Raw genomic sequence first — 26,226 nt, 5'->3', positions numbered from 1 at the left:
CGGATCGGCCGGTCGGTCGACCCCCTGCGAACAGGGGGGCGCCCCGTGCCCCGCAGGAGGCCAGCCCCCTGGCCGATTACGGCGCCAGGCCCGATCGGCCGGAGGGCCGTCCTCCTACGGGGGGTCCCCGCAGACCGGGCAGGCCGGGTCGCGCTGCAGGCCGATCTCGCGGAACTGCATGTGCAGGCCGTCGATCAGCAGCAGGCGCCCCGCCAGGGTCGGCAGGCCGGCCAGCAGCTTGAGGGCCTCGGTCGCCTGCAGGCTCCCGACCACCCCCGGCAGGCTCGCCAGCACCCCGCTGGTCGCGCAGGTGTCCTCGTCCGCGCCTTCGTCGCCGTACAGACAGTGGTAGCAGGCCGCCTGCGGGTCGCGGAAATCGAAGGTGGTGAGCTGGCCCTCGAAGCGGATCACCGCGCCGGAGACCAGCGGCGTGCCGGTGGCGACCGCCGCGCGGTTGATCGCGCCACGCGCGGCGAAATGGTCGGTGCCGTCCAGCACCACGTCGGCCCCGGCGAAGAGCGCGCGCATCGCGTCGGCGTCCAGCCGTTCGGCGCGGGTCTCCACCCGGCAGGTGCTGTTCAGCGCCGCGATGCGCCGCGCACCGGAGGCGACCTTGTCCGCGCCCAGGTCGGCCTCGCCGTGCAGGATCTGGCGCTGCAGGTTGCTCGCCTCGACGTGATCCGGGTCCACCAGGGTCAGCCGGCCGACCCCGGCCGCGGCCAGATAGGCCGCCACCGGTGAACCCAGCCCGCCCACACCCATCACCACGGCATGTGCCCGATGCAGGCGTTCCTGCCCTTCGATCCCGATGGCCGGCAGCATGATCTGGCGCGCGTAGCGCAGGAGTTCGTCGTCATTCATCGGACCGATTGTAACCCCGAGCCCCGGAATCGCACGTCCATGTGCAGGCTTGCGCTGGCATCCCGGGGGTGCACCGCGCAAGTGGTGCAAAACGTGGCGCGGATCACGCAATGGCCATGGCGGTTCAAGGGGCGTTCAGTTGCCCGGGCGCAATCTGGCTCCGGCAATCCCGCCAGAAGACCAGGAGGACATCCTCATGAACCCCAACCATAAATCCGTCATGCGGCGCCTGGCCGCCGTTGTGGTGCCGGCCGCGCTGCTGGCATTCGTGATCGTGGCCCCGGCGCAGGCCGCCACCCCGGTGGAGACGGGCGCCAAGGCCGGGGGCGCGGCGTTCTCGATCGACGGCCTGCAGCAGGTGCGCCACGACCGCAACCGCTCCGGCAAGCGTGGACATCGTCACAGCCGTGGCCATCCGCACTCGAGTCGCGGCCATCCCGGGGCACGCGGGCACAAGCAGTCACGCCGCGGCCATTCGCGCGGGCGTGGGCCGGGCCACCGCTCCTCGCGGGGGGCTGAACACCATCACCACTACTATGGTCGTTCAAAGCGTTCCGGGTCGCGGGATCGTCGTGACCGGCGTTCCTCCGGCAGCATCCACCTCAAGCTGCCACTGCCGCTGCCGCGTCTGTGATGTGCAGCCGGGCCGCTCGCCGGTCCGGAGCATGGCACGCAGGGCCCCCGGTGCATGCGCCGGGGGCTTCGGCATGTCTGTCAGTCAGCGCCGGGCCCGCAGGCGCGCCCCGGTCACGCGGGGATGACCGGCGGTGTCCGGCCAGGTCGTGATGTCCGTCCACGGCCCGGTCTCCAGTCGTGCCCGTACCGCCGCGTCCTGGTCGAATCCGTGTTCCAGCAGCAGCCAGCCGTCGTCCGTCAGGTGATCGGGTGCGGTGGCGATCAGTTCATGCAGGTCCGCCAGTCCCGTTTGCGCCGCGACCAGCGCATCCCGTGGCTCGAAGCGCAGGTCGCCGCGTTGCAGATGCGGGTCGTCCGCGGCGATGTACGGCGGATTGGAGACGATCAGGTCGAAGCGTGCCGCGGGCGCCAGCGGTTGCAGCCAGGCCCCGGCGAAGAAGCGGACGTCCAGATCCAGTTCGCGGGCGTTGGCGCGGGCGCGGGTCAGGGCGTCGAGGCTGGTGTCGCTGGCGAAGCCGTCGATCGCCGGCCGTTCGGCCTTGAGCGCAAGGATGATGGCCCCGGAGCCGGTGCCCGCGTCCAGCACCCGGGGGTGTTCTTCCGGCGCCGCGTCGATGACCCCCAGCGCGGCCTCGACCAGCACCTCGGTCTCGGGGCGCGGGATCAGGCAGGCCGGGGAGACCCCCAGATCCAGGGTCCAGAAGCCGCGCCGGCCGAGGATGTGGGCGATCGGTTCGCCCTGCAGGCGGCGCCGGCACAACGCCTCGGCCGCGGCTGCCTGCGTGGGGCCGGGGGCATCGCCGCCGCGCGCGATGAGTTGCGCGGTGCTCAGGCCGGTGGCCATGCCGAGCAGCAGGCGTGCCTCCAGGCCGGCGGCCTCCACGCCGGCCTCCTGCAGCCGGTTGCGCAGGCTGGCCAGCAGGGCGTCCAGCGTGACCGGGTGGTCCATCAGGCGTCGGCGAGGGAGGCGAGCTGTTCCGCCTGGTGCTCGTGGATCAGCGGGTCGATCACCGGGTCGAGGTCGCCGGCCATCACCTGCTCCAGCTTGTACAGCGTCAGATTAATGCGGTGGTCGGTGACCCGCCCCTGGGGGAAGTTGTAGGTGCGGATCCGTTCCGAGCGGTCGCCGCTGCCCACCAGACCCTTGCGCTCGGCGCTCTGGGCCTCGGCCTGCGCGGCGCGTTCGTCCTCGTACAGCCGCGCGGCGAGGAAGTTCATCGCGCGGGCGCGGTTCTTGTGCTGGGAGCGCTCTTCCTGGCATTCGACCACGATGCCGGTGGGCAGGTGGGTCAGGCGCACGGCGGAATCGGTCTTGTTCACGTGCTGGCCGCCGGCACCGGAGGAGCGGAAGGTGTCCACGCGCAGGTCGGCCGGGTTGATCTCCGGCATCTCGACCTCCTCCAGTTCCGGGAGGATCGCGACCGTGGCCGCCGAGGTGTGGATGCGGCCCTGGGACTCGGTCTCGGGTACGCGCTGCACGCGGTGTGCGCCGGATTCGAATTTGAGCCGCGAATAGGCCCCCTGGCCGGCGAGTCGGGCGATCACCTCGCGGTAGCCGCCGTGTTCGCCCTCGCTGGCCGACAGGATCTCCAGCTGCCAGTGGCGCTGTTCCGCGTAGCGGCTGTACATGCGCAGGAGGTCGCCGGCGAACAGTGCGGCTTCGTCCCCGCCGGTGCCGGCGCGGATCTCGAGGAACACGTTGGCGTCATCGTGCGGATCCTTCGGGATCAGGTGGCGGTAGAGTTCGGCCTCCAGTTCCTCGTTACGCGCATTGAGGGTCTCGATCTCGCCCTCGGCCATCGCGCGCAGTTCGGGGTCGTCGTCCTCGAGCATCGCGCGCGCCTCGTCCAGCGCGGCGCGGTTTTCGTTCCATGCCTTCCACGCCTCGGCCACCGGTTCCAGCTGGCTGTATTCCTGCGACAGCCGGCGCAGCTGCTCGGGGTCCTCGGCGGCATCGGGCGTGGCGAGCAGGCCGGCGATCTCGGCGTGGCGTTCGGCCAGGCCCTCCAGTTTGGCGCGAAAGGAATCCTTCACGCGTCGTCCCTGGTGTCGTCGGGTTTCGCGCCGTGGTCATGACCCGGGGCATGACCGTGCTCAGGACCGTGCTCAGGCCCGTGATCACGCCCGCGATCATGTCCGGGGTCGTCCTCGCGTTCGGGCAGCTGAAACAGCTGATGCGCGGCTTCCAGCAGGCGGGCGTCGCCCTCGTGGGCCGCGGTGTTGAGGCTCTTGCAGGGGTGGTGCATCAGCTTGTTGGTCAGGGTGTGGGCCAGCCAGGGCAGGACCTCGTCGGGCGACCGACCGGCGCGGATCATTGCCAGGGCACGCTCCACGGTCTCGTCCTTGACCGTCTCCGCGCGCTCGCGCAGCTGGCGGATGCTGTCGATGGAGTCGCGCGCCCGCAGCCAGCGCATGAACTCCCCGGCGCGCTGGTTGATGATCTCCTCGGCCTGTTCCGCGGCGGCCTGACGCGAGGCCATGTTGTCGTCGATCACCTCCTGGAGGTCGTCGACCGTGTACAGGTAGATGTCCTCCAGTTGCCCCACTTCCGGCTCGATGTCGCGTGGCACCGCGATGTCGACCATGAACATCGGCTTGCGGCGGCGCTTGCGCAGCGCGCGTTCCACCGCCCCCTTGCCGAGGATGGGTACCGGCGCGGCGGTGGAGGAGATCACGATGTCGGCCTCCGGCAGGCGTTCGCCCAGATGGTCCAGGCCGATGGGCTCGCCGTCGAAGCGTTCGGCCACGCTGCGCGCGCGTTCCTCGGTCCGGTTGGCCACGATCACCCGGCCGATGCCGAGGCCCCGCAGGTGCTGCAGGGCCAGTTCGATGGTCTCGCCCGCGCCCACTACCATGGCGGTCAGCGGCTTGAGGTCGCCGAAAATCTGCCGGCCCAGCGATACCGCGGCGAAGGCCACCGAGACCGCGCTCTGGCCGATCGCGGTCTCGGTGCGTACGTCCTTGGCGGTGGCGAAGGCGTGCTGGAACAGCCGCTCCAGCGACAGCCCGAGGGTGCCGGCGTCGTGGGCGTACTGGTAGGCGGTCTTCATCTGCCCCAGGATCTGCGGTTCGCCCAGCACCATCGAATCCAGACCGCTGGCGACCCGCAGGGTGTGGCGCACGGCCGAGCCGTCGTGGTGCAGGTAGAGGTAGGGCCTCAGTTCGGCACGGTCGATCCCGTGGTAGCCGCCCAGCCAGTCCACCACTCGGTGTTCGCTGTCCTCCCCGCTCTCGCGGAAATAGACCTCGGTGCGGTTGCAGGTGGAGAGGATCGCACTCTCCGGCAGCCGCACGCCGGAGCGCAGCGAATGCAGCGCATCGTCCAGTTCGTGCTGGCTGACCGACAGCCGCTCGCGGATCTCGACCGGCGCCGTCTTGTGATTGATTCCGAGTGCGAAGAGCATAACCTGCGTATTGTGCCGCAAAACGTCCCCTGCGGGTCAGTAGTGTACGCGGTGAAAGGGTTCGGTACAGTGCGCAGGAATCCGGATGCCGGGCCCGAAGGAACCTGGCGCGGCCCGGTGCCGTCTCACTGAAAGCTGACATGCATGGAATGCCTCTATGACCCGAACCCTGCTGGCCGCGGCCGTTGCCCTCCTTGTCAGCGGTTGTGCGCACCATTCGCTCGGTGCCGGCGAGCCGCTGGAAACCGACGCCCCGGAGATCGTGACCCTGCCCGAGAGCGGATTGCAGGAGGATCCCGAGGCGGCGCTGATGTTCAGCGTGCTTGCCGGCGAGATCGCCGTGCGTTCCGGGCAGACCGCCGATGCGGCGGCCTTCTACGGTGCGGCGGCGGCGCTGAGCCACGACCCGGAAATCGCCGAACGGGCCACCCGTATCGCCCTGTTCGCGCGCGATCGTGAGCAGGCCCTGCGTTCCGGGGAGCGCTGGCTGGCCCTGTCGCCCGAACACATGGAGGCGGTGCAGATCGTTGCGCTGCTGCGCATCGACGCCGGGCAGGTCGAGGCCGCCGCGCAGCAGCTGGATGAACTGATGCAGCGGCGCGCGGGGGAAGGCGCCAGTCCCTATTCATCGCTGGTCTCGCTGATGGTGCAGGCCGACAACCGGGACCACGCGCTGGAGACCCTGGACCACCTCGCCACGCGGCGGGCCGGGGATCGCGACACCTGGCGAGTGTATGCCGAACTTGCGCTGCGGTTCGACGCGACCGGGGCGGCCCTGCAGGCCACCGAGCGGGGTCTCGAGCAGCATCCCGACGCCATCAGCCTGTACCTGTTGCGGGTGCAGGCGCTGGAACGCGACGAACGCGGGGACGAGGCCCTGGCCCTGATGCGCGAGGCCGTCGCCGCCCACCCGGACAGTCGCGACGCCCGCATCGGCTATGCCCATGCACTGACCGACCATGCCGACGACGACCGGGGCCCGGAGGAGATCGCGCGGCTGGCAGAGCTGGCCCCCGACGACCACGAGGCCCGCCTGACGCTGGCCCTGCTGAGCCTCGAGAGCGGCTGGCACGAGGCCGCGCGCGAGCAGCTGGAGGCCCTGGAGGCCCGCGGCGTGCGCGAGAACGAGGTGGCCTATTATCTGGGTCGTCTGCACGAGCTGGAAGGGGATGCGGACCGGGCCCGGACGTTCTTCGAGCGGGTTGGCGAGGGCGAGTTTCGCGCGGATGCGCGGCTGCGCCTCGCGGCCCTGACCCTGCGCGAAAACGGTGCCGGGGCGGCGCGCGCTGCGTTCGACGAACTGCAGACGCACGACGACGCCGATGTGGCACGCGAGGCCTGGGTCGTGGAGGTCAACACCCTGCGCGAGGAAGAGGCCTACGAACGTGCGCTGGAACGCGCCGATGCGGCACTGGATGCCTTCCCCGAGGAGAGCGACCTGCTGTATCTGCGCGGGCTGATCCACGAGCGCCTGGACCGGGTGGACGCGGCGCTGCAGGACTTTCGCACAATCCTTGACAACGACCCGGACAGTGCCACGGCGATGAACGCGCTGGGGTACACCCTGGCCGACCGGACCGACCGCTACGAGGAGGCCTACGAGCTGATCACGCAGGCCCTCGAGCAGCGTCCCGATGACGCAGCCGTGGTCGACAGCTACGGCTGGGTGCTCTACAAGCTCGGGCGGCTGGACGAGGCCGAAGAGCAGTTGCGGCGGGCCTGGAGCATGATGGAGGACGGCGAGATCGCCAGTAATCTGGCCGTCGTGTTGTGGGAGCAGGGCGAACGCGACGAGGCGCGCGAGCTGCTCGATAAGGCGCTGGAGCGCGAACCCGGGCACGAGCGGCTGCAGCGGGTCCGGCGCGAGCTGCTCGAATGACCCGAATGAGGGGGCCAGGTGTGCGCGCGGCACTCGCGCTGATGACCGTGATGCTGCTCGCCGGGTGTGCGGCCCTGCCGGAGGTGGACCGGGGCGACGCCGCGCAAAGGGCCTTCGAGGAGCGCAGCGAGCGGCTCGCCGCCATCGAAACCTGGCGCCTGGTGGCCCGCCTGGGGCTGGATACCGAGCGTGAATACTGGTCCGCACAGCTCAACTGGCGGGTGCAGGAGGGTACGCATATCCTCGATCTGTCCGGTCCGATGGGGCGGGGTGGCGGCCGATTGACCCTCGCCGAGGGACAGCCGGCGCGGCTGGTGACCCGTGATGGCGAACATCACAGCGCACGCGATCCGGACGCCCTCGCGCAGCGTCTCACCGGCGATGCGATTCCGGTGTCGGGGATGATCTACTGGGTACGCGGCCTGCCGGATCCCGCCCGTCCGTTCGAGCACGAGGTGGACGCCGAAGGGCGTCCGATCCGCATCCGTCAGGCCGGCTGGGAGATCGAATACGGCGAGTACGAGGAATTCGACGGCGAGTCCATGCCGGTGCGCATGGAGCTGCAGCGCGATGCGCTCACGCTGCGTGCCGTGATCCGCCAGTGGCAGATGGGAGACGGATCCGCCTGATGGACAAGCCCTTTGCGCAGGTCTTCCCCGCGCCCGCGAAGATCAACCGCTTCCTGCACATCACCGGTCGGCGCGCGGACGGCTACCACGAGCTGCAGACCGTGTTCCAGTTCCTCGATCTGGAGGACCGGCTGCGCTTCGAGCCGCGCCCCGGCGGGGAGGTGGCGATGGCCTCCGCGGATGCCGTGGACGGGGCCGAAAACCTGTGCGTGCGCGCCGCCCGCATGGTCTTTGCGGCCGCCGGGCGACACGAAGGGGTGACGATCCACCTCGACAAGCGCCTCCCGGTCGGTGGCGGTGTGGGCGGAGGCAGTTCCGACGCTGCCACCACCCTGGTTGCGCTGAATCATCTGTTCGAGCTTGGGCTGGACGAATCGACGCTGGCCGACCTCGGCCTGCGTCTCGGCGCGGACGTGCCGGTCTTCGTGCGCGGCCGCGCCGCATGGGCCGAAGGCGTGGGCGAAACCCTGGTCCCGGTGCGGCCCGACTGCCCCTGGGCGCTGCTGATCGACCCCGGTGTCCCGGTCGCCACCGGAACCATGTTCGGGTCAGGAGAATTGACACGCGACTGTCCCACCGAGAGAATCTCGCACGCGGTCGACGGCGCGCCATTTGGAAACGTCTTCGAACCGGTGGTCCGGACGCGCCATCCGGACATCGCCCGGGCGCTGGACTGGCTGGGCTCGCAGACCGACCGGGCCCGCCTGAGCGGAACCGGCGGTTGCGTGTTCGGGCTGTTTCGCGACCGCGCCGAAGCCGAGAGGGCACGCGAGGAACAGCCGCTGCCCTGGAGCAGCCGGGTCACCCGGCTGCGCAACGAGTCGCCCCTGCGGGCGTGGTTGCCCGAGTCGGGCGGCCATTCTACTGGGCCGTAGCCAAGCGGTAAGGCAACGGGTTTTGATCCCGTCATGCGCAGGTTCGAATCCTGCCGGCCCAGCCATACAATCGCCCCGCGCCGAAGGCGAGGGGCACCTGACAACCGGGCGGCAGGATGAGAACCGTGAAAGGTTCGACTCGAGCGGCGCAGCCGCGAGAGAACGCCGCCGAAGGCGGCGGCCCGGAGGGCGGCGCGCAGCGCCGTAATCCTGCCGGCCCAGCCATATTTCCGAACCCCGGCCCCGGCCGGGGTTCCTTACTGGAGACCGCGCCATCCGGGCGCGGTTCCGCACCACCCAGACCGGGACAAGTCGTGGTCGACAAGAGTCGCATGATGATCTTCGCGGGGAACGCCAACCCGCGACTGGCACAGGGCGTTGCCGAGCACCTCGGCCTGCCGATGGGGAAGGTGACCGTCGGCCGGTTCAGTGACGGCGAGGTCCAGGTCGAGATCCTGGAAAACGTGCGCGGACGCGACGTCTTCCTGATCCAGCCCACCGGGCAGCCCACCAACGAGAACCTCATGGAGCTCGTGATCATGGTGGATGCCCTGCGCCGCGCTTCGGCCGGCCGCATTACCACGGTGATCCCGTATTTCGGTTATGCCCGTCAGGATCGCCGTGTGCGCTCGGCGCGCGTGCCGATCTCGGCCAAGGTCGTGGCCAACATGATCGAGGCGGTGGGCGCCGATCGCGTGCTGACCATCGACGTCCATGCCGATCAGGTTCAGGGATTTTTCAACGTTCCGGTGGACAACATCTATGCCTCGCCGGTGCTGCTGGGCGATGTCTGGCGTCACGTCTCCGGTGATCTGACGGTCGTGTCGCCCGACGTCGGCGGCGTCGTGCGCGCCCGAGCGATCGCCAAACGGATGGATGACGCCGACCTGGCGATCATCGACAAGCGCCGCCCGCGCGCCAACGAATCCGAAGTGATGCACATCATCGGGGACGTGCGCGGCAAGTCCTGCATCATCATCGACGACCTGGTGGATACGGCCGGTACCCTGTGTCAGGCAGCGAAGGCGCTGAAGGAGCATGGCGCCTCCTCGGTCAGCGCCTATGCCACCCACCCCGTGCTTTCCGGCGCGGCGATTGATAACATAAACGGTTCGGCGCTGGACGAGCTGGTGGTGACCGACACCCTGGCCCTCCAGCCCAACGCGCAGGCCTGTCCGAAAATCCGGCAGCTCTCGGTCGCAGAGATGCTCGCGGAGACCATCCGCCGCATCAATCGCGAGGAGTCCGTGAGCTCGCTGTTCGTGGACTGAGCCCGGGCCGGCGGAACCCGGTCTGCGTCGCCGGCGATCGCCGGCTGCCCCGAATCCGGGAGGAAGGGCCTCCCGCTTTACGCCTCACCTGGTCGCGGGTGGGGCGCGTTCATTCTGGAGAACGTCATCATGAGCATGAGCTTTACCCTTGAAGCCGAGAAGCGTGACGAACAGGGTTCGAGTGCGAGCCGCCGCCTGCGTCGCGCCGGCAAGCTGCCCGCCATCCTGTATGGCGGCGACGATCCCGCGGTGCCGATCACGCTGGATCACAACGCGATGGTGCACAACCTGAAGGAAGACGCGTTTTATTCGCACATCCTGACGGTCAAGCTGGACGGCCAGTCGCAGAAGGCCATCCTGCGCGACGTGCAGCGCCATCCGTTCAAGCCCACCATCTACCACGTGGACCTGCTGCGCGTGAGCGCCAACCAGCCGATCCGCGTGAACGTGCCCATCCACTTCCTCAACGAGGAGACCTGCAAGGGCGTGAAGCCCGGCGGTGGCATGATCAACCGTCAGGTCAACGAGATCGAGGTCGAGTGCCTGCCGGACGACCTGCCGGAATCGATCGACGTCGACATGACCGACGTCGACGTGGGCGAGACCCTGCACCTGTCCGACCTGAAGGGCAATCTGCCCAAGGGTGTCGAGATGGTCGCGCTGATGCAGGGCGACGAATACGACTACGCGGTCGTGACCGTGCAGCTGCCGCGTTCCGCCAAGGGTGGCGGCGGTGGTGGTGCGGCCGCCGCCGAGGGCGCCGAAGGCGAGGAAGGTGGTGACGAGGCCGCGGGCGAGGAAGCCGGCGGCGAGGAAGACAACGGCTGAACGCCGCGGTCACGACCTCCCGCATGACCAGCCGACCTGCGCCGATTCGCCTGGTGGTCGGGCTGGGCAACCCGGGCCCGCGTTACGCCGAAACCCGGCATAACGCGGGCTTCTGGTTTGTGGATGCCCTGGCCCGTGATCACGGCGTCCGCTTTCGCCCGGAGAACCGCTTCGATGGCGAGGCGGCCCGGCTGACCCTCCCCGAAGGTGATGCCTGGCTCCTCAAGCCGATGTCCTTCATGAACAAGAGCGGCCTGCCGGTGCGCAAATGCGCCGATTTCTATCGCATCGCTCCGGAGGAGATCCTGGTCGTCCACGACGAACTGGATCTCGAGCCCGGGGTGGTCCGCCTGAAGCATGGCGGCGGGCATGGCGGGCATAACGGTCTGCGCGACCTGCACCGGCACCTGGGCGGTCCCGCCTACTGCCGCCTGCGTGTCGGTATCGGTCATCCCGGTGAGCGCGATCAGGTGGTGCCCTTCGTGCTCGATCGTCCCGGCCGCGACGATGCGCGGGCGATTGGCGAGGCACTGGACGACGCGACGCGCGAGATCCCGGCCCTGCTGGCCGGGCGCTGGGACGAGGCCGTGCGCCGTCTGCACGGTCGCGGTTCCGGCTGAGTCCGCACCGAGCCCGCACCGAAGTTACATCCGAGGAAACCCCATGAGCCTGAAATGCGGCATCGTCGGCCTGCCGAACGTCGGCAAATCGACTCTGTTCAACGCCCTCACGCGCGCGGAGATCGCCGCGGAGAACTACCCGTTCTGCACCATCGATCCCAACGTCGGGGTGGTGGAGGTGCCGGACCCGCGGCTGGCAAAGCTGGCGGAGCTGGTATCGCCGGAGCGGGTGCTGCCGACCACGGTGGAGTTCGTCGACATCGCCGGGCTGGTGTCCGGGGCGGCCCAGGGCGAGGGGCTGGGCAACCAGTTCCTGGCGCATATCCGCGAGACCGACGCCATCGCCCAGGTGGTTCGCTGTTTCGAGGACGATGACATCGTCCATGTAGCCGGCCGGGTGGACCCGCTGGCCGACATCGAGACCATCAGTACCGAGCTGATGCTGGCGGACCTGGAGACGGTCAACAAGGCGCTGACCCGTCTGACGCGTGCCGCCAAGTCCCAGGACAAGGAGGCCATCGCCCGGCTCCGGGCCGCCGAGAAGGTGGCCGAGGGCCTGGGTGAGGGCATCCCGGTGCGTGCCCAGGATCTGGAGGCGGAAGAGCTCGAGCTGCTGCGCGATCTCCACCTGCTGACCATCAAGCCGCTGATGTACATCGCCAACGTCAACGAGGCGGGTCTCACCGAGGATAACGAACAGGTGCGCGCCGTGCGCGCGAAGGCCGCCGAGGAGGGGGCTCAGGTGGTCAGCGTGTGCGCGGCCATCGAGGCCGAGATCGCCGTGCTCGAGCCCGGCGAGCGCGCCGAATTCCTCGCCGATCTGGGCCTCGAGGAACCCGGTCTGGACCGCGTGATCCGCACCGCCTATGAGCTACTGGATCTGCAGACCTTCTTCACCGCCGGCGAGAAGGAGGTGCGCGCCTGGACCGTGCGCCGGGGCTCCACCGCGCCACAGGCGGCGGGCGTGATCCATACCGATTTCGAGAAGGGTTTCATCCGCGCCGAGGTGGTCGCCTACAACGACTACGTGGAGCACGGCGGTGAGCAGGGGGCGAAGGATGTCGGCAAGTGGCGGCTCGAAGGCAAGGAATACGTCATGCGCGAAGGGGACGTTGTACATTTTCGCTTCAATGTCTGAGTATAATACTCGGACTTTGTCGCGGGGGCGGCACCCCTGCGCCCGGCACGTTTCCTTATCGCAATCAACCATCAGGCCCGTATCAGGAGTACAGCAATGGATGTAATGGACCGTATCCGCCAGCAGGTGGAAGAAAACCCGGTCGTGATCTTCATGAAGGGGAGCCCGCAGTTCCCGATGTGCGGCTTTTCGAGCCGCGCGGTGGAGGCGCTGAAGCGCTGCGAGCGCGAGTTCGGCTACGTGAACGTTATCGCCGATCAGGAGGTCATGCAGAACCTGCCGCGCTTCGCCGACTGGCCGACCTTTCCGCAGGTCTATATCGACGGCGAGCTCATCGGCGGCTGCGACATCACCCTGGAGATGTTCGAAAGCGGCGAGCTGAAGAAGATGGTCGACGAGGCCCACGACAAGCACGCCCAGCGCAACGCCGGCTGAAGCGACCGGCCCGCGGCGTGCCCGGCCCGTCATCGCGATCGCGGTGGCGGGCCTTTTTTGTGGTCAGCTACCCGGCGGGAGTTCTTCCGGGTCAGGCAGCTGCAGCGCGGCCTGCGGCACGCCGATGTGGTCCTGCCAGTGGTTGGCGACCGCGCAGAACAGGTCGGCGGTCTTTTCGGCGTCGAAGGCCGCGCTGTGCGCGGAATCGTTGTCCCACTCCAGCCCGGCGGCGCGCGCCGCGCGCGCGAGAACGGTCTGGCCGTAGGCCAGTGCGGCCAGCGACACAGTGTCCAGACTGCTGAACGGGTGGAAGGGGTTGCGTTTGATCCCGCAGCGGTCCGCCGCCTTGTGCACGAACCCGAGGTCGAAATGGGCGTTGTGTCCCACCAGGATCGCGCGTTTGCACAGATTCAGCTTGACCTCGCGACGGACCTCACTGAACAGCCGACCCATCGCCTGATCCTCCGGCCACGCCGCGCGCAGCGGATGGTAGGGGTCGATCCCGTTGACCTCCAGCGACTTCGGATCCATCTCCGAGCCTTCGAACGGCCGTACATGGAGGCTCACGGTGTGGGCGCGCTCCAGGCGATCCTGCTCGTTGCGGCGCAGGAAGACTGCGGCCACCTGCAGCAGGGCGTGGCGTTCGCAGTCGAAACCCCCGGTTTCCACATCGACGACCACGGGCAGGAAGCCGCGGAAGCGGTGGGCCATGGGGCGGTGCGAGGGGTCGAGCTGGGAGGGTGCGGCCATGCGGTTACCTTGGTTCGGATCGATTCCGGGAAGATCTTTGCGTATCCCTCCCGTTTTGCGGGAGATCGGCGCCATAGAACGCTTTCGCTTGACCTGTTGGCAACACAGTCGGGATACTTGCGCCTTTCTGTCCGCCCGGGCCGCGGCATGGTAGCAGAACCGCCCCGCGCCCGGTGGCACGGCCCCGCGCCCGCGAACCGTTTCCCAACCCGTTTTCAGGGGTAGACGCATGGACCTGAACGCCATCCCGAATGACATCGATCCGCAGGAAACCCAGGAGTGGATCGACGCCCTTGCCTCCGTGATGGAGGCCGACGGGCCCGAACGGGCGCACGCCCTGCTGGAGGCCCTGGTGGACAAGGCCCGGCGCAGCGGTGCCTATCTTCCGTATTCGGCCAATACCGCGTACGTGAACACCATCCCGCCGCATCTCGAACCGGTGTACCCCGGTGATGGCGCGCTGGAGCACCGCATCCGCTCTTACATCCGCTGGAACGCGATGGCGATGGTGGTCAAGGCCAACCGGGTGTCGCCGGAACTGGGTGGACACATCGCGTCCTTCGCCTCCGGGGCCACGCTCTACGACGTCGGCTTCAACCATTTCTGGCGCGCCCCGTCGCACGAGCACGGCGGTGATCTGGTGTTCGCTCAGGGACACTCCTCACCGGGGATCTACGCCCGTGCGTTCCTCGAAGGGCGCCTGACCGAGGAGCAGCTGGATCATTTCCGCCGCGAGGTGGACGGCAAGGGGCTGTCCTCCTACCCGCACCCCTGGCTGATGCCGGACTTCTGGCAGTTCCCGACGGTGTCCATGGGGCTGGGCCCGATCATGAGCATCTACCAGGCACGGTTCATGCGTTACCTGCAGGATCGCGGGCTGGCGCAGACGGAGAACCGCCATGTCTGGAGTTTCGTTGGCGACGGCGAGGTGGACGAGCCCGAGACCATGGGGGCGATCACCCTGGCCTCGCGCGAGAAGCTGGACAACCTGACCTGGGTGGTGAACTGCAACCTGCAGCGCCTCGACGGGCCGGTGCGCGGCAACGGCAAGATCGTGCAGGAGCTGGAGGCGATCTTCCGTGGCGCCGGCTGGAACGTCATCAAGGTCCTGTGGGGGCGCTACTGGGAGCCGCTGCTGGCCAAGGACACCGACGGCCTGCTGCAGAAGCGCATGATGGAGGCGGTCGACGGCGACTACCAGAACTACAAGGCCAACGACGGGGCCTACGTGCGCGAGCACTTCTTCGGCAAGTATCCGGAGCTCAAGGCGATGGTCGCCAACATGTCCGACGAGGAGATCTGGCGCCTGAATCGCGGCGGGCATGACCCGGTCAAGGTCTACGCCGCCTACAAGGAGGCCATGGAGCACACCGGCCAGCCCACCGTAATCCTGGCGCACACCGTCAAGGGCTACGGCATGGGTTCGGCGGGCGAGGCCCAGAACCGCACCCACAGCCAGAAGAAGATGGACACGGAGGACATGAAGCACTTCCGTGACCGCTTCAACATCCCGCTGTCCGACGAGCAGGTGGAACGGGCCGAGTATCTCAAGCCGGATCCCGACTCCGACGAGATGCAGTACATGCACGAGCGGCGCAAGGCGCTCGGCGGTTACCTGCCGCAGCGGCGGCACATGACCACGCCGCTGGAGGTCCCCGGACTGGACGCCTTTTCCGGGCTGCTGGAGGACTCCGGCGACCGCGAGATGTCCACCACCATGGCCTTCGTGCGCATGCTGCAGATCCTCGCGCGCGACAAGAAGATCGGCCGGCACGTGGTCCCGATCGTCCCGGACGAGGCGCGTACCTTCGGCATGGAAGGCCTGTTCCGCCAGCTGGGCATCTATTCCTCGGTCGGCCAGCTCTATGAGCCGCAGGACAAGGACCAGGTGATGTATTACAAGGAGGACAAGGGCGGCCAGATCCTGGAGGAAGGGATCAACGAGGCCGGCTCGATCTCCTCCTGGATCGCCGCCGCGACGTCCTACTCCACCCACGGCGTCGCAACCATCCCGTTCTACATCTTCTATTCGATGTTCGGGTTCCAGCGCATCGGCGATCTGATCTGGGCCGCCGGCGACCAGCGGGCGCGCGGTTTCCTGATCGGCGGAACCGCCGGCCGCACCACCCTGGCCGGCGAAGGGCTGCAGCACAACGACGGCCATAGCCACATGATGGCGGCCAATGTGCCCAACTGCATCGCCTACGATCCGACGTTCGCCTACGAGCTGGCGGTGATCGTGCAGGACGGCATGCGGCGCATGTTCCGCGAGCAGGAGAGCGTCTTCTACTACATCACCGCGATGAACGAGAACTACCATCAGCCGGCGATGCCGGAGGGCGCCGAAGAGGGCATCCGCCGCGGCCTGTATCGTTTCCAGACCGGCGGGCGCAAGAAAAAGAAGGTCCGCCTTATGGGGTCCGGCACCATCCTGCGCGAGGCGATCGAGGCCGCGGCGCTGCTGGAGCAGGACTTCGGTGTGTCGGCCGAGGTCTGGAGCGCGACCAGTTTTACCGAGCTGGCGCGTGACGGTCGCGACTGCGAGCGCCATGCCCGGCTGCATCCGGACGCGAAGCCGCGTCGCAGCTGGGTCGAACAGTGCCTGGGCGGTTCCGAGGCGCCGGTGGTCGCGGCCACCGACTACGTGTCGAACTTCGCCGATCAGATCCGCGCCTATGTGCCCGCCGACTATCGTGTGCTGGGCACCGACGGCTTCGGCCGTTCGGACCTGCGCTCCGCGCTGCGGCGCCACTTCGAAGTCGACCGCTACCACATCGCGGTGACCGCGCTGAAGGCCCTGGCCGATGCCGGGACCGTCGAGGCGAAGACCGTCCGCGAGGCAATCGACCAATACGAGATCGACACCGATCGTCCCAACCCCCTGCAGGCCTGAGGCCGGCGTCCCGAGGCAGGAGCAGACATGAGCGACACGATTACGGTTGAAGTCCCCGACATCGGTGACTTCAAGGACGTCGAGATCATCGAGGTGCTGGTCAAGCCGGGTGACACCGTGGCGCCCGAGGACCCGCTGATCACCCTGGAGTCGGACAAGGCCTCCATCGAGATCCCGGCACCGCAGGGCGGTACCGTGCAGGGAATGAAGGTCAAGGCCGGGGACCGCGTCTCGCAGGGAGATGCGATCCTCGAACTGGCCCCCGCGGACGAGGCGGCCGCCAGTGGTGCCGGGGAAGCTCTCGCGGAGGCCGCCGCCGACCCGGCCGCCTCCGCCGGAGGCGAAGAAACGGCACCCGCGGCCTCGGCCAGCGCGCCGGATACCGGGTCCGCGCCGGCCAGGGCATCGGCCGGCGACTCGGGTGGTACCGGCGGGCGGGGCGGCCAGGGCGGCCCGCGGCCATCGCCCACCGCCCATATCGAGAACGAGTCCGCGTTCCGTCGCGCCCATGCCTCGCCCGTGGTGCGCAAGTTCGCGCGCGAGCTCGGGGTCGACCTGTCCAAGGTCGAGGGGAGCGGTCGCAAGGGGCGCATCCTGCGCGAGGACGTGCAGGCCTTCGTCAAGCGCGCGCTCAGCCAGCCCGCCGGTTCCGGACTGGGGGTCGAACCCATGCCGGAGATCGATTTCTCCGAGTTCGGTCCGATCGAGACCCGGCCGCTGTCGAAGATCAATCGGCTCACCGGCCAGAACCTGCATCGCAACTGGGTCACCGTCCCGCACGTGACGCAGTTCGACGAGGCCGACATCACCGAGCTGGAGGACTTCCGCAAATCGCTGAAGGCCGAATACGAGAAGCAGGGGGTCAAGATCACCTTCCTGCCGTTCCTGATGAAGGCGGTGGTCTCCGCGCTCAAGGAATACCCGCGTTTCAATGCCTCGCTGGACGCGACCGGCGAGAATCTGGTGATCAAGCAGTACTACCACCTGGGCGTGGCCGTGGATACGCCGGATGGTCTGGTGGTTCCGGTCGTGCGTGACGTGGACCGCAAGAGTCTGGTGGACATCGCCTCCGAACTGATGGACCTGTCGAAGCGGGCGCGCGAGAAGAAACTCAAGCCTGCCGACATGCAGGGCGGCTGTCTGACCATCTCCAGCCTCGGTGGCATTGGCGGCACCCAGTTTACGCCGATCGTGAACGCCCCGGAGGTCGCCATCCTCGGGGTGTCGAAGGCCTCGATGCAGCCGGTCTGGAACGGCGAGGAATTCGAGCCGCGTCTGGTGTTGCCGATGGCCTTGTCCTACGACCACCGGGTGATCGACGGGGCCCTGGGCGCCCGCTTCACCACCACGCTGAGCGCGCTGCTGTCCGACATGCGGCGCATGCTGCTGTAATCACCGGAGCTTTGTCATGAGTCAGACCACCACCGTCGAAGTCCCCGACATCGGCGACTTCAAGGATGTCGAGATCATCGAGGTCCTGGTCCAGCCGGGCAGTACCATCGCCCCGGAAGACCCGCTGATCACGCTCGAATCGGACAAGGCGACCATCGATGTCCCGGCACCGCAGGCGGGTACGGTTAAATCCGTGCACGTGAAGACCGGCCAGCGGGTCTCTCAGGGGGATCCGATCCTGGAGCTGGAGGCCGGTGCGGAGGCCGCGGACAGCGAGGCTTCGCCCGCCCCGGCGGAGGATACCGAGGCGGCGTCCGCGGAACCCGCCGGCGCGGCCCGGGCGTCCTCCACCCCGGCGCCGCAGGCCGCGGCCGACCCGAACACCGACAGCCAGTGCCAGGTGCTGGTGCTGGGCTCCGGCCCCGGCGGCTATACCGCCGCCTTCCGTGCCGCGGACCTGGGCCTGGACGTGGTGATGGTCGAGCGTTATCCGCAGATCGGCGGGGTCTGCCTGAATGTCGGCTGCATCCCGTCCAAGGCGCTGCTGCACGCCGGCGAGGTGCTGCACGAGGCCGAGCGCTTTGCCGCCCTGGGCATCAAGTTCGGCGAGCCCGAGATCGACCTCGACGGCCTGCGCGGCTACAAGGACAAGACGGTCAAGAAGCTGACCGGCGGCCTCAAGCAGCTGGCCAAGCAGCGCAAGGTGCGCGTGGTGCAGGGCGTCGGCGAATTCACCGGGGCCCACAGCATCGCCGTCGAGGGCGATGATGGCCGCGAGGTGATCGGCTTCGAGCACGCGATCATTTCCGTCGGCTCGCAGGCGGTGAAACTGCCGGGCTTCCCCTGGGACGACGACCGGGTGATGGATTCCACCGATGCGCTGGATCTGGCCGACATCCCCGAGCGCATGCTGGTGGTCGGCGGCGGCATCATCGGCCTGGAGATGGCCTGCGTGTACGAGTCGCTGGGCACGAAGGTCACGGTGGTGGAGCTGTCCGATACCCTGATGCCGGGGGCGGACCGGGACATCGTGCGCCCGTTCGAGAAGCGCGCGAAGAAGCGCTTCGAGAACATCTTCCTCAAGAGCAAGGTCGCCGGGGCCGAGGCCACCGAGCAGGGCATCGTCTGCCGCTTCGAGGGCGAGGCGAAGGGCCTGCCGGAAGAGGACACCTTCGACCGCGTGCTGGTCGCCGTGGGGCGCAGCCCGAACGGCGCGAAGATCAACGCCGAGGCCGCCGGGGTGCAGGTCAGCGAGCGCGGCTTCATCGAGGTCGACAGCCAGCAGCGCACCAATGTCGGGCACATCTTCGCCATCGGCGACGTGGTCGGCCAGCCGATGCTGGCGCACAAGGCGACCCACGAGGGCAAGGTCGCGGCCGAGGTGATCGCCGGGCACAAGGTGCACTTCGACGCCCGCGCGATCCCGTCGGTGGCCTATACCCACCCGGAGGTCGCGTGGATGGGCGTGACCGAGGAACAGGCGAAGGCCGACGGCATCGAGTACACCAGGGGCGTGTTCCCCTGGGCCGCCTCCGGCCGGGCGATCGCGCTGGGCGCCGAGGACGGCATGACCAAGCTGCTCTTCGATGCCGAGGGCCGGGTGATCGGCGCCGGGCTGGTCGGGCCCTCCGCCGGCGACCTGATCGGCGAGGCGATGCTGGCGCTGGAGATGGGGGCGGAGATGGAGGACATCGGCCTGACCGTCCATCCGCATCCGACGCTCAGCGAGACGGTGGCCTTTGCCGCCGAGGCCGCGCACGGCTCGATCACCGACATCCTGCCGCCGAAGAAGGGTTAGAGGCGGGTGCGCCGCGAGTCACGTCCGGGGTTGCCGCGGGTTGCCGGGCGGCTGGCGGCCTGGCTGACCGGCGCCGCGCTGGTCCTGCTGGCCGCTCCGGCGCCGGGCGGCACGCTGTATCAGGAGACGCTCGAGCGTTCGGACTGGACCCGCGTCGAGATCGACGACCTGTGCCGCCTGGAACAGCGGGTGCGCCACGGCGGTTCGCTGCAGTTCGAGACCCGTCCCGGTCTGGCGGTCCGCGCGTTCTGGGATCCGCCCTATCCCGTGCCCGGGCGCTCGCAGGCGCCGCTGGAAACCGGGGCACCGGAATGGCTTCCCGGCGACGGCCCGGCGCCATTGTCGCTGATGCTGCGGGCGGGCCCGGACGACCGCTTCCGTGTGCCGGACGATCGCGTGCAGGCCCTCAAGGCACGTCTGCTCGCCGGCCATGATGTGCGCATTGGGTTCCCCGACGGCGAGGACATCGTGCATTTCCGTGGCATCCGTTTCGGGCGCCGGGTCGAGGGCTTCCGTATCTGTCAGGCGGAGCAGGGGATGGCCGAAGGGGCCCCGGAGGCCGGTGACGGGACGGCACGCGAGCGCTGGGTGGTCTATTTTGATTCCGGGCGCACGGCTCTGGATGGTGAGGCCCGGGCGACGCTGGACCGGGTGGTGGCGGCCCTGGACGGGGTCGAAGGGCCGCGATTGCGGGTGATCGGCTTGACCGATGCCGAAGGCCCGGACAGAGTGAACCGGCGAATCAGCCAGCAGCGGGCCGAAACCGTGCGTGACGCACTTGGCGAGGCCGGCCTGGGCACAGCCGACATCGAAATCGAGGCCGGGGGCGTCGCTCCCGGGGTCGAGGACGAGTCACGCGATGCCCGTCGCGCCGAGATCTGGTGGGTGGGCGAGCGCGGCAGCAGCGGCTCCGGGCCTCAGGGTGAGGATCCGGCACCGGAGGCTGCCCGTGACGCCGACCCCGCCGGGGATGTCCCGGCCGCTCCGCAGCCGGTGGAACCCGGGGACGGTACGGCCTGGTAGCAGTCCCCGCCGCCATGGCTCGATACGCCCGGCCGACTGGCCGGCGTAAACATTGATTCAGTGTCTTTCCCAAGGATTGCATGCCCATGAGTTCGAACATCAAGCGCGTCGTCCTCGCCTATTCCGGCGGTCTGGATACCTCGGTCATCCTCAAGTGGCTGGAGGAGCAGTACGGCTGCGAGGTCATCACCTTCACTGCCGATCTGGGCCAGGGCGAGGAGGTCGAACCGGCCCGCGCCAAGGCCGAGGCCCTGGGGGTGAAGCAGATCTACATCGAGGACCTGCGCGAGACCTTCGTGCGCGACTACGTCTTCCCGATGTTCCGCGCCAACACGGTCTACGAGGGCGAATACCTGCTGGGGACGTCCATCGCGCGGCCGCTGATCGCGCGCCGGCTGGTGGAGATTGCCGAGGAGACCGGCGCCGACGCGATCGCCCATGGCGCGACCGGCAAGGGCAACGATCAGGTGCGCTTCGAGCTCGGGGCCTACGCGCTCAAGCCGGGAATCGAGGTGATCGCTCCGTGGCGCGAATGGGACCTCAATTCGCGCGAGCGCCTGATGGCGTACGCCGAACAGCACGGCATTCCGGTGGACTATGCCCAGGCGGGCAAGAAGTCCCCGTACTCGATGGACGCCAACCTGCTGCACATCTCTTACGAGGGCGGCCCGCTGGAGGATCCGTGGACCGACTCCGAGGAAGACATGTGGCGCTGGTCGGTGTCGCCCGAGGCCGCTCCGAACGAGCCCGAGGTCCTCACCATCGGTTTCGAGAACGGTGATCCGGTCTCAATCAACGGCGAGCAACTCTCGCCGGCCGCGCTGCTGTCGAAGCTGAACGAGCGCGGCGGGGCCCATGGCATCGGTCGGCTGGATATCGTCGAGAACCGTTATGTCGGCATGAAGTCGCGCGGCTGCTACGAGACCCCGGGCGGTACCATCCTGCTGCGCGCGCGCCGCGCCCTGGAGTCGATCACCCTGGATCGCGAGGCCGCCCACCTGAAAGACGAGCTGATGCCGCGCTACGCCAGCATCATCTACAACGGCTACTGGTGGAGCCCCGAACGGCGCATGCTGCAGGCGGCGATCGACGAGTCCCAGGGCGTGGTCAACGGCGAGGTGCGCCTGCGCCTGTACAAGGGCAACGTGATGGTGGCCGGTCGCCAGTCGCCGGACAGCCTGTTCGACGAGTCCATCGCGACCTTCGAGGACGACGCCGGCGCGTACGACCAGAAGGACGCCGAAGGCTTTATTCGGCTCAACGCGCTGCGCCTGCGGATCGCGGCCAGCCGCAACCGCAGCGGGACCTGAGGTCATGGGCTTCCCGGGGCGTCCGCGAGGGTCGGCGCGGGGCATGCTGCGGTGGCTGGTCGTGCCCGGGCTGGCGCTCGGTCTGCTGCTCGGCCTGGCCGGCTGCGCCAGCGTACCGTCCGAGGACCGCCATCCGGATGATCCCTGGGAGTCCTACAACCGCGCGATGTTCGCCTTCAACCAGGAGGTGGACCAGGCGATCCTCAGGCCCACGGCCGTGCAGTACCGCCGCCTGCCCGACACGGTGCAGACGGGCGTCGGCAATTTCTTCTCCAACCTCAACGACGTGACGGTCCTGTTCAACAACCTGTTGCAGGGCAATCTGCACGCCGCGGCCTCGGATACCAGCCGGCTGATGTTCAACACCACGTTCGGTCTGGCCGGCCTGATCGACGTCGCCTCGCCGATGGGACTGGACAAGAACAACGAGGATTTCGGCCAGACCCTCGGTGCCTGGGGCGTGCCGTCCGGGCCCTATCTGCAGCTGCCGCTGCTGGGGCCCAGCACCGCGCGGGATGCGCCCGCCCGCCTGGTCGACAGTCAGACCGATCCGCGCAACGTCCGCAGCGTCCGGCGCGATCGCACGCCGCTGTGGGTCGGCCTGGTGGTGGTGGACGTGGTCGACATGCGTGCGGGGCTCATCGACACCGAGGCCATGATCGACCAGCTTTCCGATGACCCCTACATCGCCATGCGCAGGGCGTATCTGCAGCGGCGCGATTTCCTTACCGGGGGCCGGCGAGCCGACGAGCAGGCCGAGGAGATGCTGGACGAGCTTGAGGCGCTGGAAGCCATGGAGGCCGGGGAGTGAACGGCCTGCTGGTCATGCTGGACATCCTGCGCGCCCGCCGCGGACCGCAGGACCTGCCGGCGGATCCCGCGCTCGCGGTGTTCTGGACCGGGGTCGCGGTGGCCGTGGGGCTGGCCATCGGCGTGCCGATGTATGGCGCGACTGCGGCCCTGGTCATGAATCTGGTGGATGTGGCGGTGCTGTTCGGCTTCGTGGCCCTGGCACTGCGGTTTCAGGGCTTTGTCGGGCGCCAGGTCCAGACCTATACCGCGATGGTGGGTACCGGCGCGATCCTCGGCCTGCTGATGGCGTTGCTGACACTGGTCGCTCCGATTGATCCGGAGGCCGGGGAGGCTCCGCCGCTGGCAGTGCTGGGCATGTTGCTCCTGCTGGGCTGGTTGCTGTTCGTGTATGGCCACATCCTGCACCAGGCCCTCGAACTGTCGAACCGCATGGCGGGGGTCGTGATCGCGCTGGGGTTCGTCCTGATCTCGTCGGTGATCACCCAGGGCGTGGCCGGGGCGGTGACGGCATGAACCGCTCCGCCGATCTGCACATCCTCGGGATCGGCGGGACCTTTATGGGCGGGCTGGCGCAGCTGGCGCGCGCCCGCGGCTATCGCGTGAGCGGGGCCGACGCGCAGACGCTTTATCCCCCCATGAGCGAGCAGCTGGCGGCCGCAGGCATCCATTACCACGCGGGTTACGAGGCCGAAGCCCTGCCCGAGGACGTCCCGGTGGTGGTGGGCAACGTGATGACCCGTGGCACGCCCGCGGTGGAAGCGATGCTGGACCGCGGGCAGGCGTACACCTCCGGTCCCCAGTGGCTGGCGGAGCACGTGCTGCACGACCGCTGGGTGCTGGCGGTCGCGGGGACCCACGGCAAGACCACCACCAGCTCGCTGCTGGCCTGGATCCTGGAGTACGCCGGCATGGCGCCGGGGTTCCTGATCGGCGGGGTGCCCGGCAACTTTGGCGTGAGCGCGCGTCTCGGCGAGTCGCCGTTCTTCGTGATCGAGGCGGACGAATACGACAGTGCGTTCTTCGACAAGCGCGCCAAGTTCGTCCATTACCGGCCACGGACCCTGGTGCTGAACAACCTCGAGTACGATCACGCCGACATCTATCCGGATCTGCAGGCGATCGAGCGTCAGTTTCACCATCTGGTGCGCACCGTGCCGGGCCAGGGCAAGATCCTGATGCCCGCCGGGGACGCCGCGCTGGAACGCGTGCTGGAGTCCGGCTGCTGGACACCGGTGGAGCGGCTCGCGACCGGCGAGGATGGCCCCGCAGACTCGGCGGTCGCGCTGAGCGCTCGCTCGCTGTCGGCCGACGGGCGCTGCTTCGAGGTCCTGGAAAACGAACAGCCGTGTGGTCGCGTTGAATGGTCGATGTGCGGTCGGCACAACCAGGCCAATGCGCTGGCGGCGCTGGCCGCGGCCCGCCACGCCGGCGTGCCGCTCGCCACCGGGCTGGCGGCGCTGCCGGAGTTTCGCGGGGTCCGTCGACGCCAGGAGCTGCGTGCGGAGATCGCCGGGGTCCGGGTCCTGGATGACTTCGCCCATCACCCGACCGCCATCCGCATGACCCTCGAGGGCCTGCGCGGCGGACTGGACGAGGGCGGGCGCCTGCTGGTGGCGCTGGAGCCCCGGTCCAACACCATGCGCATGGGGGTGCACGCGGGTGCGCTGGGCGATGCCCTGGATCGCGCTGATGGCGTGCACCTGTACCGGCCGCCCGACCTGGACTGGGCCATCGGTCCGCTGCGCACCCGTCTGGAAGAGCGCCTGACGGTGGCGCCGTCGGTGGATGAGCTGCTGCAGGGGCTGCTGGACGGCCTGCGACCCGGCGACACCCTGGTGATCATGAGCAACGGCGGTTTTGGCGGGCTGCATCAGCGCCTGATCGACCGCCTGCGGGAGGAGCGGTCATGAGTCGGCGCATCGCCCTGGCCCTGACCGGCGCGTCGGGGGCACCCTATGGCCTGCGCCTGCTGGAGTGTCTGGTGCAGGCCGGGGTCGAAGTGCATCTGATGGTGTCGAAGCCGGGACAGGTGGTGCTCGGGATGGAGACCGACCTCGGCGTGCCCGGGCGGCCGGCGGAGATCGCCCGGTTCTTCAGTGAACGCTACGCTGCCGAGCCGGGTCAGATTCAGTGTTACGGCCCGGATCAGTGGACCGCCCCGGTGGCCAGCGGCTCGGCGGCCCCCGAGTCCATGGTCGTGTGCCCCTGTACCACGGCCACGGTCTCGGCGGTGGCGACCGGGGCTTCGCGCGGGTTGATCGAGCGCGCCGCCGACGTGGTCCTGAAGGAGCGCCGCCGCCTGATCCTGGTGGTGCGCGAGACCCCGTTCTCCGAGATCCATCTGGAGAACATGCTGCGTCTGACCCGCATGGGCGCCGTGGTGATGCCGGCCAATCCGGCGTTCTACCATCGCCCTGAAGGTCTGCAGGACCTGATCGATTTCATGGTGGCGCGGGTCCTGGATCACCTGCAGATCGAACACGCACTGGGTCCCCGCTGGGGGACCGGGCACCGCCAGGGTGGAGAGGACGGCCCCGAATGAAGACGCTTCCGCTGTTTCCGCTGAACACCGTACTGTTCCCGGGTGGTCTGCTGCCGTTGCGGATCTTCGAGACGCGCTATCTCGACATGGTGCGTGGCTGCCTGCGCGACGACAGCGGCTTCGTGGTGGTGGCGATCGAGCCGCCCGCCGAGGGCGAAGAGCCGCCGGACGAATCGGATCCGACGGTGGGGTTCCATGCGGTGGGCACCGAGGCGCGCATCATCGACTGGGACCAGCGCTCCGACGGTCTGCTGGGGATCCTCGCCAAGGGGGCGCAGCGCCAGCGGGTCCACAACCCGCGGCGGGGAGATGACGGACTGTGGCTGGGCGAGGTGGAGCCGCTGGACGAATGGCCGGCGGTCAGCCTGCCGGTGGACTATGCATCGCTGGCCGGTCTGCTGGAGCGTCTGCTGGATCAGCTGGGCACGCCATGGTCGCACCTCGAGCGCCACCTGGATGATTCGGCCTGGGTGGCCGGGCGGCTTGCCGAGCTGCTGCCGGTGGATCTCGGGATCAAACAGTCGTTGCTGGAATCCGATGATCCGATCGATCGTCTCGAGCGTCTGCGGGCGGCCATGCTCGCGCAGTCGTCTCCCTGACAGCATCCGGGCGGCCTGTTAAGGTAAAGGGCCGTAATTTCAAGCCGGAGCCCGATCATGGCCGTTCAGGAACTCACGCAGGACAACTTCGAATCCACCATCACCGGGAATGACATCGTCATCATGGATTTCTGGGCGCCGTGGTGCGGCCCGTGCCAGCAGTTCGCGCCGACCTTCGAGGAAGCCTCGAACAAGCACGACGACGTTGTCTTCGCCAAGGTCAACACCGACGAGGAGCAGGGCATCGCCGGGGCCTTCCAGATCCGCTCCATCCCGACCCTGATGATCTTCCGCGAGCAGGTCATCGTGTTTTCGCAGCCGGGCGTCCTCTCCGCGGCGCAGCTGGACGAGGTGCTGGGCAAGGTGCGCGAGCTGGACATGGAGGCCGTGCGCGCTGACATCGAAAAGCAGCAACAGGAACAGGAGCAGCAGGCCGGCGGCAACGCCTGAGCCCGGCTCCCGCCGTAACCACCTCCCGCGGCCCGTTTCCGGGTCGCCCCGTCTGCCACTCGCACCGACCCTGACAAGCC

The 26,226-nt window shown here is 68.6% G+C and carries 24 protein-coding genes, 1 tRNA gene, 1 other RNA gene and 1 pseudogene; 22 read left to right on the top strand and 5 right to left on the bottom strand.

Going from position 1 to position 26,226, the window contains the following annotated elements; genetic code table 11:
- Positions 1 to 114: 114 nt before the first annotated feature.
- Positions 115 to 861: a molybdopterin-synthase adenylyltransferase MoeB gene (gene moeB, locus D893_RS05190; protein WP_110619284.1), complete on the bottom strand. Its 747-nt coding sequence runs from the start codon at positions 859 to 861 to the stop codon at positions 115 to 117.
- 196 nt (positions 862 to 1,057) lie between these two features.
- On the opposite strand from moeB, the gene D893_RS05185 reads away from it, so the two are divergent.
- The gene (locus D893_RS05185; RefSeq protein ID WP_110619283.1) at positions 1,058 to 1,495 is read left to right on the top strand and encodes a hypothetical protein; all 438 of its coding nucleotides are present in this window, start codon (positions 1,058 to 1,060) and stop codon (positions 1,493 to 1,495) included.
- Between the two features lie 84 nt (positions 1,496 to 1,579).
- On the opposite strand, the gene prmC is transcribed toward D893_RS05185, so the two are convergent.
- From prmC to hemA, 3 genes are read right to left on the bottom strand one after another with little or no spacing between them, the layout of a single operon-like run.
- On the bottom strand, positions 1,580 to 2,446 hold the full coding sequence (gene prmC, locus D893_RS05180; RefSeq protein WP_077244141.1) for a peptide chain release factor N(5)-glutamine methyltransferase: 867 nt from the start codon (positions 2,444 to 2,446) through the stop codon (positions 1,580 to 1,582).
- The gene (prfA, locus tag D893_RS05175; RefSeq protein ID WP_077244142.1) at positions 2,446 to 3,531 is read right to left on the bottom strand and encodes a peptide chain release factor 1; all 1,086 of its coding nucleotides are present in this window, start codon (positions 3,529 to 3,531) and stop codon (positions 2,446 to 2,448) included. The genes prmC and prfA overlap by 1 nt, the downstream gene beginning before the upstream one ends.
- The gene (gene hemA / locus D893_RS05170; protein ID WP_110619282.1) at positions 3,528 to 4,901 is read right to left on the bottom strand and encodes a glutamyl-tRNA reductase; all 1,374 of its coding nucleotides are present in this window, start codon (positions 4,899 to 4,901) and stop codon (positions 3,528 to 3,530) included. Before hemA ends, prfA begins: the two co-directional genes overlap by 4 nt.
- Positions 4,902 to 5,058: 157 nt before the next feature.
- Here hemA and D893_RS05165 point away from each other — a divergent pair, with 157 nt between their 5' ends.
- The 10 genes from D893_RS05165 (at position 5,059) to grxD (ending at position 12,576) form a co-directional block, all read left to right on the top strand.
- Entirely contained in the window at positions 5,059 to 6,780 is a 1,722-nt protein-coding gene (locus tag D893_RS05165; RefSeq protein ID WP_110619281.1) for a tetratricopeptide repeat protein, read from the top strand.
- Between the two features lie 5 nt (positions 6,781 to 6,785).
- Positions 6,786 to 7,409, top strand: a complete 624-nt coding sequence (gene lolB / locus D893_RS05160) for a lipoprotein insertase outer membrane protein LolB (protein WP_029681155.1) — start codon at positions 6,786 to 6,788, stop codon at positions 7,407 to 7,409.
- Positions 7,409 to 8,284, top strand: coding sequence for a 4-(cytidine 5'-diphospho)-2-C-methyl-D-erythritol kinase (ispE, locus tag D893_RS05155; protein ID WP_024328219.1), 876 nt, complete (start codon positions 7,409 to 7,411; stop codon positions 8,282 to 8,284). The genes lolB and ispE overlap by 1 nt, the downstream gene beginning before the upstream one ends.
- Positions 8,275 to 8,349 (top strand) — tRNA-Gln (locus tag D893_RS05150). Before ispE ends, D893_RS05150 begins: the two co-directional genes overlap by 10 nt.
- 30 nt (positions 8,350 to 8,379) lie before the next feature.
- A non-coding RNA gene (locus D893_RS05145) (RtT sRNA) lies at positions 8,380 to 8,509 on the top strand.
- An 89-nt stretch (positions 8,510 to 8,598) separates the two neighbouring features.
- Positions 8,599 to 9,555, top strand: a complete 957-nt coding sequence (locus D893_RS05140; protein WP_018947433.1) for a ribose-phosphate diphosphokinase — start codon at positions 8,599 to 8,601, stop codon at positions 9,553 to 9,555.
- A 129-nt stretch (positions 9,556 to 9,684) separates the two neighbouring features.
- Complete coding sequence (locus D893_RS05135; RefSeq protein WP_018947432.1) at positions 9,685 to 10,383, top strand: 50S ribosomal protein L25/general stress protein Ctc; 699 nt, start codon at positions 9,685 to 9,687, stop codon at positions 10,381 to 10,383.
- 23 nt (positions 10,384 to 10,406) lie between these two features.
- On the top strand, positions 10,407 to 11,003 hold the full coding sequence (gene pth / locus D893_RS05130) for an aminoacyl-tRNA hydrolase (RefSeq protein WP_110619280.1): 597 nt from the start codon (positions 10,407 to 10,409) through the stop codon (positions 11,001 to 11,003).
- A 43-nt stretch (positions 11,004 to 11,046) separates the two neighbouring features.
- Positions 11,047 to 12,141, top strand: a complete 1,095-nt coding sequence (gene ychF / locus D893_RS05125; protein ID WP_024328216.1) for a redox-regulated ATPase YchF — start codon at positions 11,047 to 11,049, stop codon at positions 12,139 to 12,141.
- A gap of 96 nt (positions 12,142 to 12,237) precedes the next feature.
- Positions 12,238 to 12,576: a Grx4 family monothiol glutaredoxin gene (gene grxD, locus D893_RS05120; RefSeq protein ID WP_018935295.1), complete on the top strand. Its 339-nt coding sequence runs from the start codon at positions 12,238 to 12,240 to the stop codon at positions 12,574 to 12,576.
- Positions 12,577 to 12,639: 63 nt separating this feature from the next.
- Here the strand turns inward: grxD and rnt are convergent, their stop codons facing one another.
- Positions 12,640 to 13,326 carry a ribonuclease T gene (gene rnt, locus D893_RS05115; RefSeq protein WP_110619279.1) on the bottom strand — a complete coding sequence of 229 codons (687 nt, stop codon included), beginning with the start codon at positions 13,324 to 13,326 and terminating at the stop codon, positions 12,640 to 12,642.
- 229 nt (positions 13,327 to 13,555) lie between these two features.
- Between rnt and aceE the strand changes: the two genes are divergently transcribed.
- The 11 genes and pseudogenes from aceE (at position 13,556) to trxA (ending at position 26,146) form a co-directional block, all read left to right on the top strand.
- Positions 13,556 to 16,219, top strand: coding sequence for a pyruvate dehydrogenase (acetyl-transferring), homodimeric type (gene aceE, locus D893_RS05110; RefSeq protein WP_110619278.1), 2,664 nt, complete (start codon positions 13,556 to 13,558; stop codon positions 16,217 to 16,219).
- 21 nt (positions 16,220 to 16,240) lie between these two features.
- Positions 16,241 to 17,611, top strand: a pseudogene (gene aceF / locus D893_RS05105) (dihydrolipoyllysine-residue acetyltransferase); the annotation flags it as partial.
- A gap of 16 nt (positions 17,612 to 17,627) precedes the next feature.
- A complete protein-coding gene (gene lpdA / locus D893_RS05100; protein ID WP_110619276.1) occupies positions 17,628 to 19,409 on the top strand; it encodes a dihydrolipoyl dehydrogenase in 1,782 nt (593 codons plus the stop codon).
- Between the two features lie 30 nt (positions 19,410 to 19,439).
- Positions 19,440 to 20,432 carry an OmpA family protein gene (locus tag D893_RS05095; protein ID WP_110619275.1) on the top strand — a complete coding sequence of 331 codons (993 nt, stop codon included), beginning with the start codon at positions 19,440 to 19,442 and terminating at the stop codon, positions 20,430 to 20,432.
- A gap of 86 nt (positions 20,433 to 20,518) precedes the next feature.
- Positions 20,519 to 21,742 carry an argininosuccinate synthase gene (locus D893_RS05090; RefSeq protein WP_019570447.1) on the top strand — a complete coding sequence of 408 codons (1,224 nt, stop codon included), beginning with the start codon at positions 20,519 to 20,521 and terminating at the stop codon, positions 21,740 to 21,742.
- A gap of 43 nt (positions 21,743 to 21,785) precedes the next feature.
- A complete protein-coding gene (locus tag D893_RS05085) occupies positions 21,786 to 22,553 on the top strand; it encodes a VacJ family lipoprotein (protein WP_018947423.1) in 768 nt (255 codons plus the stop codon).
- Entirely contained in the window at positions 22,550 to 23,068 is a 519-nt protein-coding gene (locus D893_RS05080) for a hypothetical protein (protein ID WP_018947422.1), read from the top strand. Before D893_RS05085 ends, D893_RS05080 begins: the two co-directional genes overlap by 4 nt.
- The gene (gene mpl / locus D893_RS05075) at positions 23,065 to 24,465 is read left to right on the top strand and encodes a UDP-N-acetylmuramate:L-alanyl-gamma-D-glutamyl-meso-diaminopimelate ligase (RefSeq protein WP_018947421.1); all 1,401 of its coding nucleotides are present in this window, start codon (positions 23,065 to 23,067) and stop codon (positions 24,463 to 24,465) included. The genes D893_RS05080 and mpl overlap by 4 nt, the downstream gene beginning before the upstream one ends.
- Positions 24,462 to 25,097, top strand: coding sequence for a flavin prenyltransferase UbiX (locus tag D893_RS05070; RefSeq protein WP_018947420.1), 636 nt, complete (start codon positions 24,462 to 24,464; stop codon positions 25,095 to 25,097). The genes mpl and D893_RS05070 overlap by 4 nt, the downstream gene beginning before the upstream one ends.
- Positions 25,094 to 25,696: an LON peptidase substrate-binding domain-containing protein gene (locus D893_RS05065; RefSeq protein ID WP_110619274.1), complete on the top strand. Its 603-nt coding sequence runs from the start codon at positions 25,094 to 25,096 to the stop codon at positions 25,694 to 25,696. Before D893_RS05070 ends, D893_RS05065 begins: the two co-directional genes overlap by 4 nt.
- 57 nt (positions 25,697 to 25,753) lie before the next feature.
- Positions 25,754 to 26,146, top strand: coding sequence for a thioredoxin (trxA, locus tag D893_RS05060; protein WP_024328207.1), 393 nt, complete (start codon positions 25,754 to 25,756; stop codon positions 26,144 to 26,146).
- The last annotated feature ends 80 nt before the right edge of the window (positions 26,147 to 26,226 follow it).

The sequence above is a fragment of the Thioalkalivibrio sp. ALE21 genome, from assembly GCF_003208255.1.
GTDB classification, from domain to species: Bacteria; Pseudomonadota; Gammaproteobacteria; order Ectothiorhodospirales; family Ectothiorhodospiraceae; genus Thioalkalivibrio; species Thioalkalivibrio halophilus.
This window is presented reverse-complemented; position numbering and strand designations above follow the sequence as displayed.